9 protein-coding genes and 1 tRNA gene are annotated in these 14,851 nt (G+C 52.6%); 4 read left to right on the forward strand and 6 right to left on the reverse strand.

Features of this window, described 5'->3' with window-relative positions:
• Positions 1-1,097: 1,097 nt before the first annotated feature.
• The 3 genes from P8N76_28875 to P8N76_28885 all read left to right on the forward strand — a co-directional run bounded on the left by P8N76_28875 (position 1,098) and on the right by P8N76_28885 (position 7,399).
• The gene (locus P8N76_28875) at positions 1,098-1,310 is read left to right on the forward strand and encodes a hypothetical protein (GenBank protein ID MDG2385716.1); all 213 of its coding nucleotides are present in this window, start codon (positions 1,098-1,100) and stop codon (positions 1,308-1,310) included.
• 426 nt (positions 1,311-1,736) lie between these two features.
• The gene (locus P8N76_28880; GenBank protein ID MDG2385717.1) at positions 1,737-2,855 is read left to right on the forward strand and encodes a Gfo/Idh/MocA family oxidoreductase; all 1,119 of its coding nucleotides are present in this window, start codon (positions 1,737-1,739) and stop codon (positions 2,853-2,855) included.
• A 68-nt stretch (positions 2,856-2,923) separates the two neighbouring features.
• Positions 2,924-7,399 (forward strand): ThuA domain-containing protein, encoded by a 4,476-nt coding sequence (locus P8N76_28885; protein ID MDG2385718.1) that lies wholly within the window; start codon positions 2,924-2,926, stop codon positions 7,397-7,399.
• Between the two features lie 138 nt (positions 7,400-7,537).
• Here the strand turns inward: P8N76_28885 and P8N76_28890 are convergent, their stop codons facing one another.
• The 4 genes from P8N76_28890 to P8N76_28905 form a co-directional block, all read right to left on the reverse strand.
• On the reverse strand, positions 7,538-8,107 hold the full coding sequence (locus P8N76_28890; GenBank protein ID MDG2385719.1) for a hypothetical protein: 570 nt from the start codon (positions 8,105-8,107) through the stop codon (positions 7,538-7,540).
• A 259-nt stretch (positions 8,108-8,366) separates the two neighbouring features.
• The gene (locus P8N76_28895; GenBank protein MDG2385720.1) at positions 8,367-9,485 is read right to left on the reverse strand and encodes a BON domain-containing protein; all 1,119 of its coding nucleotides are present in this window, start codon (positions 9,483-9,485) and stop codon (positions 8,367-8,369) included.
• Positions 9,486-9,785: 300 nt separating this feature from the next.
• Positions 9,786-10,067, reverse strand: a complete 282-nt coding sequence (locus P8N76_28900; GenBank protein MDG2385721.1) for a hypothetical protein — start codon at positions 10,065-10,067, stop codon at positions 9,786-9,788.
• 889 nt (positions 10,068-10,956) lie between these two features.
• Positions 10,957-12,849 carry a thioredoxin-like domain-containing protein gene (locus P8N76_28905; GenBank protein ID MDG2385722.1) on the reverse strand — a complete coding sequence of 631 codons (1,893 nt, stop codon included), beginning with the start codon at positions 12,847-12,849 and terminating at the stop codon, positions 10,957-10,959.
• Between the two features lie 412 nt (positions 12,850-13,261).
• Between P8N76_28905 and P8N76_28910 the strand changes: the two genes are divergently transcribed.
• Positions 13,262-13,335 (forward strand) — tRNA-Ile (locus tag P8N76_28910).
• A 36-nt stretch (positions 13,336-13,371) separates the two neighbouring features.
• Here the strand turns inward: P8N76_28910 and acpS are convergent.
• Positions 13,372-13,758, reverse strand: a complete 387-nt coding sequence (gene acpS / locus P8N76_28915) for a holo-ACP synthase (protein ID MDG2385723.1) — start codon at positions 13,756-13,758, stop codon at positions 13,372-13,374.
• A 12-nt stretch (positions 13,759-13,770) separates the two neighbouring features.
• Positions 13,771-14,739 (reverse strand): tryptophan--tRNA ligase, encoded by a 969-nt coding sequence (gene trpS / locus P8N76_28920; protein ID MDG2385724.1) that lies wholly within the window; start codon positions 14,737-14,739, stop codon positions 13,771-13,773.
• Positions 14,740-14,851: the final 112 nt, after the last annotated feature.

Genomic DNA, 14,851 nt, shown 5'->3' on the forward strand with positions numbered 1-14,851 from the left:
TGCTGCGCTTGACTCCGACCGAATTTAAATTGCTCTGGAAATTGGCTAGCCGTCCTGGATACGTGTTGTCTCGCAACGAATTAACCAAGCTTTGTAAAGGAGCCGATGGGGCAACGGCCGTTCAGTCGCGGACCATCGATGCTCATATTAAATCGATTCTTCGTAAATTGTCAGAACGATCGAGGCTCATCGAAACGGTGCACGGTGTTGGCTATCGGTTTCAAGAGCCCTCCGCCGTTGTCGGCTGAACCTGGGCGATGCCCAGGTATTGTTCTTCCTCATTAAGTCAATTCAAAAATAAAATCTCCACTGCTAACCAGTGAGGCCGGCCCGTAGCGGAAGCCGGCTCAATCGAAATCGATGACCAGAATTGGGAAGGATTAGCATCGGTTTTTCACTTGAATGCTACCGCATTGAGGGCCGCGAAGGTGAGAGCGAGGCCTGTCAGCCGCCGCCGCAGAAAATGGAAATGATCGGGTTTGGCAGCGTTTACAGTCGATTCGCCCTCAGGATGTGAATGGAAAGAAACATGCGCGGACGCAGTCGGTCGATTGAATCAACGGTTGCACGTTTTACACCGCGGCGATTTCTCGATATACTGAAGCGGATAATACGAGCGATTGCGCTCAAGCCTTCGGTAATCACGAACTGGTGGTTGAAAGCTCTTTCTTTCGCGGTTTGCAGCTCTGCGCGGAGTGCTGGCGGTAGTTCTGTTCACGTCGGTTTGAAGGGAAGGAGCGTCGTGGTTAGCAGGCTGCTTTTGGGCGGTTTTCGCGTTCGTGTTTCTAACGTCGGCTCCGCACGACTCGCTTGGCGTTGGTGATACTGCATTCGACTTCATTATTGCAACGCCATCGTCGAAAGATGTTCAAGTATTTGAGCTTTGTGCCGCACTAAAAGCGATACTTTTGTTGCGTTGCCTTCCAGGATGGGTGGAAGCGTTGATCAGGACGATCATGCACGGTTTAAAGGAACAGTTAGAAAGAAAAGATGACTTGAAGCGAAGCTGGTTTGTTTTCGTCGCCAGATCACGATAACGAACATTCACAGCGGGCATCGAAACGCTTTGGGCGGGTCCATCCAATCGGGAGAACAACTTGTTAAGCAAATCCGAACAACGAGTGTTGCGAACCTTTCGTCGCTTTTTGATGACTCCAGGCGAAATGCTGTGCTTTTATGGTCCCAATTTGAAGCAAGATAAAGCGACCCTTGAGTTACTGGCCGACAAAGAATTTCTGGTCAAAGAAAAATTCCAAGGCGGATACTCTCTGACGAAAGCAGGCTTTGCCGCAATGAACTCCTGCGAGTGACTCATGAGTAAATTGTGGGCTGCTGTACAGGGCATTACCGGATCCGCCTCTTAACTGGTAAGCGGTTACCTCAGACTAGATTTTCTGACGACGCGAAGAGATGAACGGATAACGTGCCTAGGCTTCTTTCAACGCTAGGCCCTTTGATCAACCGGTTTTTTGGGGACGTCCCGTGATAAGCCGGAGGCAGTTTGTCCTGCGACATGAGTTGGCACATCGTTTCATGCTGCCAAATTCCGGTGATTCTCACCGCTTGGCTACCTCTAGGTGCAACCGGGTTGAGTAAAAACTATGATAGGGGCTGAGGAGTCATTGGGAACCCTCGGGGCCGGTAATGGTTTTGATAGAAGCGAAGCATCTTCCGAGGACCGGCGGTATACTCCCGTGCGCTACAAGCGGGATTTCGTAGGATTGAAAGGATAAGCGATGAGTAACAAGGCAAAGGTAGCCATGGTTGGATTGGGATTTGGAGCTGAGTTTATTCCGATCTATCAACAGCATCCGCAAGCCGAGGTTGTGGCCCTCTGTCGTCGGAACGAGTCTGAGTTAAACAAGGTCGGCGAACAATTTGGGATCTCGAAGCGATATACGAACTATGACGATGTGTTGAATGATGCGGACATCGATTATGTCCACATTAACAGTCCGATCCCGGACCATGCATGGATGTCTTTAAAAGCGCTCGATGCCGGAAAGCATGTGATGTGCACGGTTCCCATGGCGACGACCATCGATGAGTGTCGGCAGATCGTGGATAAAGTCCAATCAACCGGACTGAAATACATGATGGCTGAGACTGTTGTCTACAGTCGGGAGTTCCTTTTCATCAAAGAACTCTATGACAAAGGTGAGCTAGGAAAGATTCAACATCTTGCCGCATCGCATCCCCAGGATATGGACGGTTGGCCGAGCTATTGGGAGGAAATGATCCCAATGCATTACGCGACTCACGTTGTTAGTCCCTGTTTAGGGCTTTTGGACGGTACCGCAGAATTTGTCAGCTGTTTTGGTAGTGGTACGGTAAGGGATGACATTGCGAAGAAATCTGGTAATCAATTTGCCGTTGAATCGTGCCACATCAAAGTCAAAGACAGCGATGTGACGGCGCACATTTGGAGATTTCTCTACGACGTGGCGCGTCAATATCGTGAGAGTTTTGATGTCTACGGAACAAACCGAAGCTTTGAATGGACTTTGATCGAAAACGAACCTCATGTAATCCACACGGCCAAGAAAACTGAGGCGGAGATTCCAGAAAAAATCGAAGTTCCGGATTTTGCTCATCGACTTCCGGAAGCGATCCGTCGCTTTACTCAACCGGCTGAGATTCATGATTCTGAGCATTTGTCGTTTGTGCAAGGTGGTGGCCACGGTGGATCTCATCCCCATTTGGTACACGAATTTGTAAGTGCACTGATGGAGGACCGAGATCCATGGCCAAACGCGGTGCAATCTGCGAATTGGACTTGTGTTGGGATTTGTGCTCACGAATCGGCCGTTAAGGGCGGTGAAATTGTTCGCTTACCTAAGTTCACGTTGGCGTAGACTGTCACTAGCAAGATCGTTTTCATGGATCGAGAGATAAATTGAGAATCGAGCGGAGAATCCTTCCAATGGTGCGTTCAGCTTTATGGCTTCCGTTGTTACTCGTGAGTTTGTTATCCGGTGCCGCCGAGGCAAAGGATAAGACTCTCAGACTGCTTTTTTTGGGTGATCAAGGCCATCATCAACCTGCGTTACGAGCGCGACAACTGATTCCAGTGCTGGCCGATCGGGGCATCCAGGTCGACTATACGGAAGATCTGGGGAAGACATTGTCAGCCGAGAGATTGGCTCAGGTTGATGGTTTGATGCTTTATGCAAACATCGATCGCATTGAACCGGACCAAGCGGAGGCGTTGTTGAAATTTGTGGCGGATGGCAAGGGATTTATTCCCTTGCATTGTGCCTCCTATTGTTTTCGCAACAACGATGACATCGTTGCTCTGATGGGAGCTCAATTTCAACGACATGGAACGGGGATCTTTCGCGTCAAGCCCCATGCGCCTGCTGATGCCCATCCAATCATGGATGGTTATGGAGGGTTTGAGAGTTGGGATGAAACTTATGTGCACACCAAGCACAACGAACGAAACCGGACGGTATTGGAATTTCGTCAGGAAGGTGGCGAACGCGAGCCGTGGACCTGGGTGAGACGGCATGGCAAGGGGCGTGTTTTTTATACGGCCTGGGGCCATGATCATCGGACCTGGAGCAATCCGGGCTTCCAAAACCTGGTGGAGCGAGGCATTCGTTGGGCTTGCGGTGATGATCCCAAAAAAGCAGGCCCTTTTACTGATCGGGGAGCTTTTGTCGTCCCACCGATGACGAAACCGCGAACTGACGTGGCTGCTTTTGAATACGAAGACGTGGGTCCCGAGATCCCCAACTACACTCGCAGTAATCGTTGGGGAGTCCAAGGGGATCCCATGACTCGAATGCAAAAACCGGTTTCGTCGAGCGAGTCAATTAAGCACTTCGTGACGCCGACCGATTTTGAAATGGAATTATTTGTTGATGAGACCCAACTGGCTTCCAAGCCGATCGCGATGAATTGGGATGAGCGTGGGCGGCTTTGGGTCTGTGAAACAGTTGATTATCCGAATGAGTTACAGAACGAGAATCGTGGCAATGACTTGATTGAGATCGCTGAGGATACGAACGGGGATGGACGGGCCGATCGTATTACTTGCTTTGCTGACGGCTTGAGCATTCCGACTGCCATGCTGCCATTTCAGAATGCTTGCATCGTTCAGAACGGGACTGAAACGCTTTATCTTGCCGACACGGACGGTGACGGGGTGGCTGATTTACGGCACGATTTGATCCGGGGATGGACTCTGGGAGACACGCACGGCGGCGTCAGTAATTTCCGCTTGGGGCTGGACAATTGGATCTACGCCATGCAGGGCTACAACAATTCTTCGCCGGAAATTGACGGCCAAGCTCGCCAATCATTTCGGATGGGGTTTTGGCGTTTTAAAATTGATGTTGGCGATCCGGCGAAGGGGACTCCGCCTCGCGTGACCGCGTTGGAGTTCCTGCGTTCCACCAATAACAACACTTGGGGGCTTGGTATTAGTGAAGAAGGATTAGTTTTTGGTTCGACTGCAAATCGGAATCCAAGCTGTTTCATGCCGGTGGCGAATCGGTATTACGAACGGGTCCGAGGTTGGTCGCCTTCGGTGTTGGGATCGATTGCTGACAATCATTTGTTTGATCCGGTGACCGACAAAGTGCGACAAGTGGATCAGCATGGTGGTTACACGGCAGGCGCGGGGCACGCTTTGTATACGGCTCGAGCCTACCCCAAGAGCTGGTGGAACCGGACCGCGTTCGTTTGTGGTCCCACTGGAAAACTTGTGGGAGCCTTTGTGCTCACTCCAGATGGCGCCGGTTTTCGATCGACGAGCCCGACCAATCTGGTTGCCAGTGATGATGAATGGACGGCGCCAATCGTGGCTGATGTGGGGCCCGATGGGAATGTTTGGGTGCTGGATTGGTACAACTTTATTGTGCAGCACAATCCGACACCGCAAGGATTCGAGAATGGTCGCGGGAATGCTTATGAGACCAAGTTGCGCGACAAGACGCGTGGCAGAATTTATCGTGTGGTTTATCGAGGTTCGAGGGCGGAATCGAGCCACGCAGTCGATTTGGCAAAAGCCGATCCGTTGGCGCGGGTTGCGCAACTAAAGCATCCGTCGATGATTGTTCGCTTGAACGCGCAACGCTTGCTTGTTGAAAATGGCGACAGAGGGGTTGTGCCACAGCTGATTCAACTCCTGCGCGACCAGTCTCAGGATGAAGTCGGACTCAACGTGGGAGCGATGCACGCGCTTTGGACATTGCAAGGTTTGGGAGCTTTCGAAGACTCTGATACTGCCGCAGTCGCCGTAGCGATTGAGGCACTGAGCCATCCTTCGGCAGGCGTGCGAAGAAACGCGTTATTGGCGCTGCCTCCGAATGATCTGAAGCTGGAGGCCGTGCTGGCCAATGAAAGCTACCGCGATGGACATCCCCAGGTTCGTTTGGCGGCCATTCTCGCACTCGCGGACCAGTCACCCAACCCGGTTGTCGGTCAGATCCTCGCCGATTTGGCCAGCTCTTCACCATTTACCAGCGATCGATGGATCAAGGATGCCTTGACCAGTGCCGCTGCGGTGCATGCGCTTCCGTTTTTGCAGGCCGCAGCAACCAAATCTCAGCCGACTGAATCACTGCAAACAATTGTTTCGATCGTATCCGAGCACGTGGCGCGGGGTCAGCCAAATGCCGAAACAACCCTGGCCATTGTCTCATCCCTTGACCAAACTGATCCAAATCTCTGTCGTACTGTGCTGGCAGGACTCAAACGCGGTTGGTCCCCAACGCATCAGCTCAAACTGGATGCCAAGACCGACCAGGTGCTGCTACGGTTACTGGGGAAACTTCCCTCTTCTTCTCGAGCTGATTTCATTTGGTTAGGTGATATTTGGGCGAGTGCGGCGTTGCGACAACACTTGCAAGAAATTGTCGATCAATTGACGCGTGAGATTGTCGACACCGACCTGGACGCGACCCCGCGCATCAAGGCGGCCAACCAACTTGTCAGCTTTCGTCCGGACGATGAACAGGTTGTGACCACTGTCCTTGATCAAGTTACCCCTCAATCGGCCCCCGAATTTTCGGTCGCCATGATCGATGTGTTAAGCATTTGCACTGCCTCCAACCTGGGGCCGGAAGTGGTTCGTCGGGCTCGCACGATGACGCCTTCGTTGCAAAAGGCCGCCTGGAAGATTTTGCTGGCGCGCCCCCAATCAACGAAAGCCTTATTGGCTGCCGTTGCTGCTGGCGAAACGCGTTTATCGGGCTTGACTCTGGATCAAAAAACGGCCCTAAGAGAACATCCTGACCGTTCCTTACGCGATCAGGCACGTCAAGTTCTTGCCCAAGATGGTGGCCTGCCTAATCCCGATCGACAAAAGGTGATTGAGCAACTGCTGCCGATTACCCATCGGTCAGGAAGCGTGGGAAATGGTGTCGCTGTTTTTAAGAAGCAATGCGCTAAATGTCATCAACATGGTGCAATGGGTGAAAATATCGGACCCAATCTGACGGGAATGGCCGTTCATCCCAAAGAAGAATTACTCGTGCACATTCTTGATCCGAGTCGTAGTGTGGAAGGCAATTACCGCCTCTACACGGTTGTCTTGTCGGATGGTCGAATCCTGAACGGAACGCTTGCAAGTGAAACCAAGACCTCGATTGAAATGATTGATGCCGAGGCAAAACGACATCCGATTTCCCGCAATGATATCGACGAGTTGGTTGCCACACCAAAATCGCTCATGCCGGAAGGTTTTGAAAAACAGGTGACCGAAAGCGAGTTGACCGATCTGCTCGAATTCTTGACGCACCGAGGCCGTTTTCTACCGATTGACCTGCAGAAATATGCAACCATTGTCAGCACGAAAGGCATGTTCAACAGTGAACAGGCCGATGTCGAACGACTTATCTTTGCTGATTGGTCTCCGAAAAGTTTTCAAGGAATCCCTTTCCAATTGGTTGACCCACAGGGCGATCAGGTCGCAAACGTCATCATGTTGAAGGGGCGGAGTGGTCAAATCCCACCGAAGATGCCAAATGCCGTCAAGCTGCCCTGTAATTCGACAGCTAAGTCGATTCATCTGTTGAGCGGCATTAGTGGTTGGGGGGCCCAAGCTGCGAAGGAAGATGGTGCGGTTTCGGTCGTTTTACGTTTGCATTATGCGGATGGAACGTCCGAGGACCATGGATTGCGGGACGGATATCATTTTGCTGACTACATCGGTCGTTTTGATGTGCCTGGCTCTGAATTTGCCTTTCCGTTACGTGGACAGCAAGTACGGTATTTGGCAGTCCATCCGCTACGTTCCGAACTCATCGAGTCGATCGAGTTGATCAAGGGGCCAGACGGCAGTGCACCCGTTGTGATGGCGATCACAGTCGAAGCGTCTACAGATGAAGCGTCTACAGATGAAGCGTCTACAGATGAAGCGTCTACAGGCAGCCTTGAGACGGGAAGTTGACAAGGCTTTTCTGGTCGATTGCCAGTCGGGGCACCCATTGAGCAGGGGGGGATGAGGTGTTGGGCGTTTGAGCAAAAAAAAAGCCCGCAGACCGAAGCCTGCGGGCCAACCCCCCTGGTTGTTCTTTCCGTGCGTTGGCTAGAGCCCTGCTCCGCTTCCCGTATCGACGTTGCCAACCATGTGGAGATGGTTGTGATCGATGTAGAGCACTTCGCGAGAGTCCTCGTCGGTTAGTGTGTGCGGAACTGGCCAGCCGATACGTTTAACTTCGGTGAAGTAAACGGTGCACTTGTAGTGAGCGTGATGCAGCTGTGCGGGGCCGATCATCGGGTAGAATCGAGGTGGATCGACGTAATCTGCGATTAGCTCTTTTCTAATCACAACGTTGTTTCGTTGGACTTCGTGGAGGAATGGAATTCCGCCTTCGACCGGATGACTTCGTTCTAACGCTCGAACGACTTCGTCATCACTGGGCGGATCCAAAGCTTGTACCGGTCCTCCCGAGCTGAGGGGGCCGAGAATTGGAACACGGTCGTATCGTTCATGTTCCCAGAACTCGTCTTCTTTTTCATCTTGGAAATACGGGCTAACGGGAATCGGCACACCCAAAACACCAAACGTAGGACCGGTGTGCGTGCACCCACTGCTCGCCAGGGTTGCCAGTAGCAACGCACCGCAGGCAACGGATTTGAGTGATTTGGTCGACATGATCAATCCTCGAGTCTGGTTTTCATTGGCTTCCGTCTCTCGTCAACGATTGGGAAACGTCGGGCCAATGATTCACTTCCCTGTGCTTGTCTGTGTAGATGTTATCGCGTTAATCTGGACGGGACTTGCGGGTTTTTTCGGTTGTGCGGGAATTTCCGCCGAATCCATCTCTCAAGTCTGCCGTCGATTACGTAAGAAAGGCCCTTGGAGAGATCTCTCTCCAAGGGCCTTTGTCGATTTATTCGCTGCGAAGCGGTGGTTATTTCGACTTGAAGTCGAGGAACCACCAACCGTCATCCCATTCCAACATCACCTTTCGCCATCCGAGCGGTACTTGCGGATAGGGGTAGAACGGACCGATGTAGGGCCAGGCAGTTGCCGAATACTGATGCGGATAGGTGACCGCAGCGTAGTTCGGGTAAGCTGCGTAGCTCGGCCAAGCGTATCCGGGCATTTGAGGATTGTCGTACGAGGCTGTGCCAACACTTCCCGGGGTGTTTCCCATTGGGACCGGCGCTGGGCCGCCCATCGAACTGTACTGAGCTTGTCGCGATTGGTTGTATTCGGGTGCGACATAGGACACAGGACGGGCATTGTTACCGTAGCTGCGGGCGAATGCCAGCGGAGCTTGCGACACATGTTGCGGCTGTGGGGCGGTGATGCCAGATCCGACCGGAGCGTATGCCGTTGGACGCTGCTGTGGAATAAAACCAGCTGCTGTGCCACTTTGCTGTGGTCGCGATGGTGCAATGACTAACGGCTGTGCGACCGGCTGTCGGAACTGCTGCTGAGGTGGCTGAATGGCTGGAATGGCCGCCGTGTGTGGCGCTGGAATGGCCGCCGTGGCCGCCGTGGCCGCCGTGGGTGGTGCTGGAATGGCCGCCGTGGGTGGTGCTGGAATCTCGGCAGGTTGCTCCATGGCGGCCTGTTGAACCGCTGTAATTTCCACGTTGGCCGTCGGATCAAAATCCACGGTCGCCACTTCGTCTACCTGAGGCGTTTCCGTCACCTCAGAAGGCTCGGGAGCTTCCATGCGTTTGGCTGGTTCTGGAGCTGCCGAAACGTTGCTCGGATCAGCTGCATCTGCCGGTTGAGCCTGAACATAGAGGTCGTTGATGACCAATTTGACGCCCGGGATCCTCCGCGCGATGTCCAAGGCCAGAACTGCGTGGTCTGACGCGGCGACGTTGCCCATCATGGTCACGGTGCCTTTGTCGACTTGGACACCAATGTTAAAGTCCTGCAGCTGGGCCGACTGTTGGTGCTGCTGTAGGCGATCGACGATCTGTTTCGCGATCTGTTCGTCATCCGCTGTGGCGAAGGCGCCGGACAGCGTGGTCAGCGCTAGGGCTAAGAATGCCACTAATGCTCTCTTCATCGTGAAATCCCCTCCTGAGTTATTCGCCAAGTCGATGGCTCGCTGTTGGCTTGATTGCGAGTCTGGCCTGATTGCGAGTCCCGGGCGAACGGGGGGAGCAGAATGATCGATGTGACGAACCGACCGCGGCCCCCCCGACGCGCAGCCTCGTTCCATCCCAATTTCAACTGCTTTATCTTTCGGTTCGAAACGGCTCTGGAAAGAAACGAAATTGTCGGTTTTAAGGGGTTTACCGAAATTTCCCAATTGGAGGCGCGAACTTCGCTAGCGTTGCAAGAAGCTAGCGGCCCGCGGCAGTTGCTACTGGCAGGGCCTGACTTGGTGCCATCGACCGCAGTCCAAAGTCGCCCCCACGACCATTAATCCGAGCGTGGTCCCGGAAATCGCCCAAGCACCACTACCGACCAACAGTGCAACGATGATTGAAATGGCGACCACAATCATCGCCACAAAAAAAGTGCACTGACAGAGAGAATGGCGGCCACACTTCTCCCCCAAACGACTGGCGACCAGTCCGAAGAGACCGAAGATTTGAATTGAGGCCAAAAAGAGAAAGGCTGTCGTATCGATCGTCCAGATCATGCTCGCTCCAGGATTCCATTCCAGGGAAGTAGATTGTGGAGGGAAGATATAGCGAGTGTTGTGCCATTAAATCAATGACAATCAAAAAAAAGATTAAAGAATCAGATTTCCCGCTGATTTTAGTTGTTTGTCGAACGATGCTTTTATCGGCACAATCCAAAAATCTTGTAATCCTTACAAAGCGTTTGCAAGGTTTGGATTTCACTATTTTGGTGAAGGTCGAATCAGTATGACTACGTATTACGTAAGTGTCTTATTAGTAATGGTTTGTGGTTTTTGAAGGCTTGTGGGTCATCTGTTCTCGACGGCCAAATCGTGCCCTTTTTCTCGATAAAGTGATGCTAGCAATGGACTTGTGCAGCTTGGTAGGGGCACTTCACAATATCTGTGAGAATAGGTGAGAAGCATCGGAAGATACTGATAGGAAAGGATGGGGTGTGTGAGGTGGATGGGGTGTGATAGTAAAGTCTTACGATATCGTAGGTTGCGCTTCGTTATCCTTGGCGTGAACTACCTTGATTTCTGGAATTCTGGAGTCTGACAGGCATTGGCGCGCGGCTTGCCTTTTGTTGAGCCGTTCAGCGACTCGGCAGGAGTCGCAAACTCCTTTAAACATGAGAGATAGGAAGACAAAAGCCAATGTCTAGCAATTACGATCAAAACGACGAATTGGATCGAGAAGAGCGCCTCCGCAGAGACACTTATCGAGTTCGTCGGCCCCACGCGTCCCGACGTCGTAGCCGCCAAACAACTGCTGGAAAGCCTGGTGGAATACGCCAACGCCGTAACAAGCATTGGAACTGGTAGAGGCCCAAAAGAGTTGGGCACAGGGGACGCGAGGTTGGTAAGGAGCTCCAACCTCGCTTGAGACGAGACTTCTAATCCGCGTTTACTTTCTTGAACGTGTTGAAAGCCGCTTACTAACTTCGGCTTCGAGTTCTTCCACAGCAATCGATCGATTGACCACCGTACCGTCCTTATCGATGAGCATCATCAGCGGTAGTGTAAAGACACCCAGCTGTTTTGCCAGTGGACTTTCCAGTCCGCCTTGGGCATGCAATTGGGGCCACTTGATTCGTTCGGCCCGGACGTAGTCCACGGCCGACTGAGCTTGGTCGTCGAGATTTACACCAACGATGGCGAATTTTCGTCGTGCGTTCTTTGCCAGCAGATTGCGGAGCTGTTTCATGTCTTCTTTGCAAGGCTCACACCAGGTGGCCCAGTAGTGGACGAGGACAACGCGTCCACGGAGGCTGGCCAAATCGATCGGGCGGCCATCGAGCCCTTTGCCGCTCAATTCGAGAGGTTCGCCAATTGACTTCAGCCGTCGGATTGCACCTGCGGCTTTCTCTGACATTTCCGTGTTTGGGTAGTCGCTGACGATTTGGTCGTACCATTTTGTCGCAGCCGTATCTTCTCCTGCGAACTCTTGAGAAACGGCAATTTGCAGCATTGCTTCGCCGGCAGGGCGAGTGCCAGCGTAGTTGGCGACGAATTCTTCCAGCGTTTCGATCCAGTCGGATTGAATTTTGCCGAAGTTCGCATTGGGTTTTTGAAGGCTTGCTGTGTACTCGGCCATCCGCAGGGCAAAGTTAGCTTGCGATAAGATTTCCTGATCCTCGGTGAGTGAGCTCACTTTTTTGCTAAGTGCCTTCAACGCTTGAATCCCACCATCGCCGGTTCCCGGTTCGGCTGTTGCCACCACACTGTCGACGAGCTGCAGCAGCCACATGTTTTTTTCTGTTTCTGAACTGGCGGAAATCAGTTTCTCAAGAACCGCAGAACGTCGCTGGTAGATTTTGCGAATAGCTGGTGGCGAACTGGCTTTGGCCAAGCTTCGATCAAGATCCTCGAGTTGTTCCACCAGTAATTGTGTTTGAGGGCTGGCCGTTTCGGAATCATTCGCCCCTGAGCTCGCCGAACGCTCGTTGACCGTAAAGAAAAAACCCGAATTGTCGGATGACGGTAAATCGATCAAACGCCACAGGTCTCCGACGCGAACCAGCGTGCCTACTTGGACTTCTTCATGTTTGCCGGCAGTGTCCGTGACGGCGATCACATTCTCATAAACGATCAGATCCTTCTTGGCTTGCTCTCCGCCGGCGGGAACCACACCCGGTCGAGGTGCACTAAAGTCGACCCAATTCGTCTGATCCGTAACCACTTTCTGGCCCTTTGCATAGGTCAGGAAGTTATCTTGCGCGTTTTTGGCACGTGTCGTGATTTGTTTACCAAATTCCGTCTTCAGGCCGAGTTGGGCGATTTCTTTTTTGGTAATCAGCAAGGTACTGAATCGGTTGGCGTCTTGATCTCGCATCGCCCGTACCAGTTCGGCAGAGACTTCTTCTGGCGAGATCCATTTCCAAGCATCAATTTGACCGTCTTCGTTTTTGTCCGTACCCCAACGCATGCCACCGGTTCCGAACCAGCGATACTGATCTGCTTTCTCGTTGAAATCGGCATCGATGTCTCGGTAAACCTCGATCCCACCTTGGTAATAGCACCATTGATCAATCTTGTTATCGCCGTTGGTATCCACAAAGCGGCGTAACAGGTTGCCTTTAGAATCTTTGACAATCCAGGCACGATTTCCATCTGTTTGGGTTGCGCTGATCGTGCATTTTTTGATCTCAGATTCATTCGGGCGATCAAATTTTACCTGCTTCTGCATGGGAACCAGGCTTAATGCTTGCCGAGCGGTTGGCTGAGCGGCGAAGGTTTGCGTGACAATGGCTAGCGTGAGTACCAGGCCAAGCAGATGAGAAGAAGCGTGACGAAGCATCGGTTCAGATTCCTTCGTTGGGGATCTTGGGCGACTGGACGACGCCTGCAAGCATGACGCGTCGAGCAGACGTAACAAATGGGTAGTGGTGAGTTCTCGGATCACACGTTTCGTCCGATTTAACTCAAGCGACGACTCCACTCAAGCGAATGGAGGTCTTGCACCTTCGGTATGTATGTCGGTTAATTTCGGTCGCAGGCGTTAGGCAAAATAGAGCGGAAATAACAATCGGGCAACGTCGATTACTTTTCGCGCTGCGGCTCTCGACGTCCCGAAGTTGGGATTTGCTCGTCCGACTCCCGAAAACCTGACAGCTTTGCTGGCGTAGGGCCGCAGCGATTGACGATGGAAAAGCATCGAGAGGGCCTTTGACAGCCGGCACACCAAGCCTAAAATGGGGGACTTCTTTGCCGGGCGCATAGCTCAGTTGGTTAGAGCGCGTCGCTGATAACGACGAGGTCCGAAGTTCGAATCTTCGTGCGCCCACTCCCACCGGCTTGGCTTGAACCTGTATTTCAAGCGTCAATCTTCGCAGATCGCGATTGCGAAAGCGGTCGCGTGGCTGCGGCAATGGGAGATTGAGATTTGCATTTCTCCGATTCCCAGTTTCTCGCAGATCTCCCTCGCCCCCCCCGCTAGAGCGATGGTGGGCTTGCCCCCTTGTCGATTGCGTACCTCGACATCCCGCCAGGTGATGCCACGAATCCAACCGGTCCCCAAGGCTTTCAGGACAGCTTCCTTGGCGGCCCAGCGACCTGCATAATGCTGGGTCGCGGCTTTGCGTGTGCTGCAATACTCGATTTCGTGGGGCGTGTAGACTCGCGTGATGAACAATTCGCCGTGACGCTCGATCATTTGAGCGATTCTCAGACATTCTACGATGTCGGTTCCAATGCCGATCACATTCATAGCTGTTTTGTGCTACCTATGTTTCAATCCACAGGCTTCTTGGGCCCGATGCAATACTGCACCCGCCTTTTGGCGAGCCCGACTCGCACCATCCTCCAGAATGTCGCGAACCTGCTTGGGATTGGCGACAAACTGCTCCCGCCGTTCCCGTGCTTCGGCAAAGAAGTTCTCCGCCACATCGGCCAGAGCTTTCTTGACATCTCCGTAGCCGAATCCACCGCGTCGATACATGGCCGCCATTTCCTCGCGTTCTGGCTCGTTGGCAAACAGTGAAAACAGCTGATATAGGTGATCGGTATCCGGATCCTTGGCCTCTTCCATAGGGCGCGAGTCGGTTGTGATTCGCATCAATTGCTTGCGCTGTTTTTTGGGGACCTCGAAGATTTCGATCGTGTTGTCGTAACTTTTTGACATCTTTTGACCATCGGTGCCCGGTACTTTGGCTGTCGCAGACAGCACTTTTGCCTTCGGCAACACAAACGTCTCACCAAATTGGTGGTTAAAGCTACCCGCTAAGTCGCGAGTGACCTCGATATGCTGTACTTGATCTTCTCCGACGGGGACCCAATCGGCGTCGTAGGCCAGAATGTCGGCCGCCATCAAGACGGGGTAGGTAAACAGCCCAGCGTCAGCTTTGATCCCCTTTGCCTTCTTTTCCTTGTAGGCGTGACAACGCTCTAGCAACCCTAAAGGCGTTCCGGTCATCAGCAGCCAGCAAAGTTCGGAAACCTCGGGAACATCCGATTGCAAGAAAAGCGTGGCATGTTCGGGATTCAATCCCAGTGATAGCAAGTCAATGGCAGCGTCCAACGAATGTTGCCAAAGCACTTCCTTATCGCGGATCGTCGTCAACGCATGCAGGTTAGCGATGAAATAGTATGATTCATCCTCGTTTTGGAGCTCCAAATATTGTTGGATCGCGCCAAAATAGTTGCCCCAATGGAACCGACCGGTTGGTTGAATTCCCGATAAAACTCTCATAGTTGCAATCGCTGATCTGTGAACGGTGAAGAAGTGAGCCAGTATTGATATCGTACAACGGTCGTGAGTTTGACTGGCCGAGGGGCGGTCGGCAAACTTGCCGACTTTCCAA

Source organism: Pirellulaceae bacterium, from assembly GCA_029243025.1.
In the GTDB taxonomy this organism is placed as follows: Bacteria; Planctomycetota; Planctomycetia; order Pirellulales; family Pirellulaceae.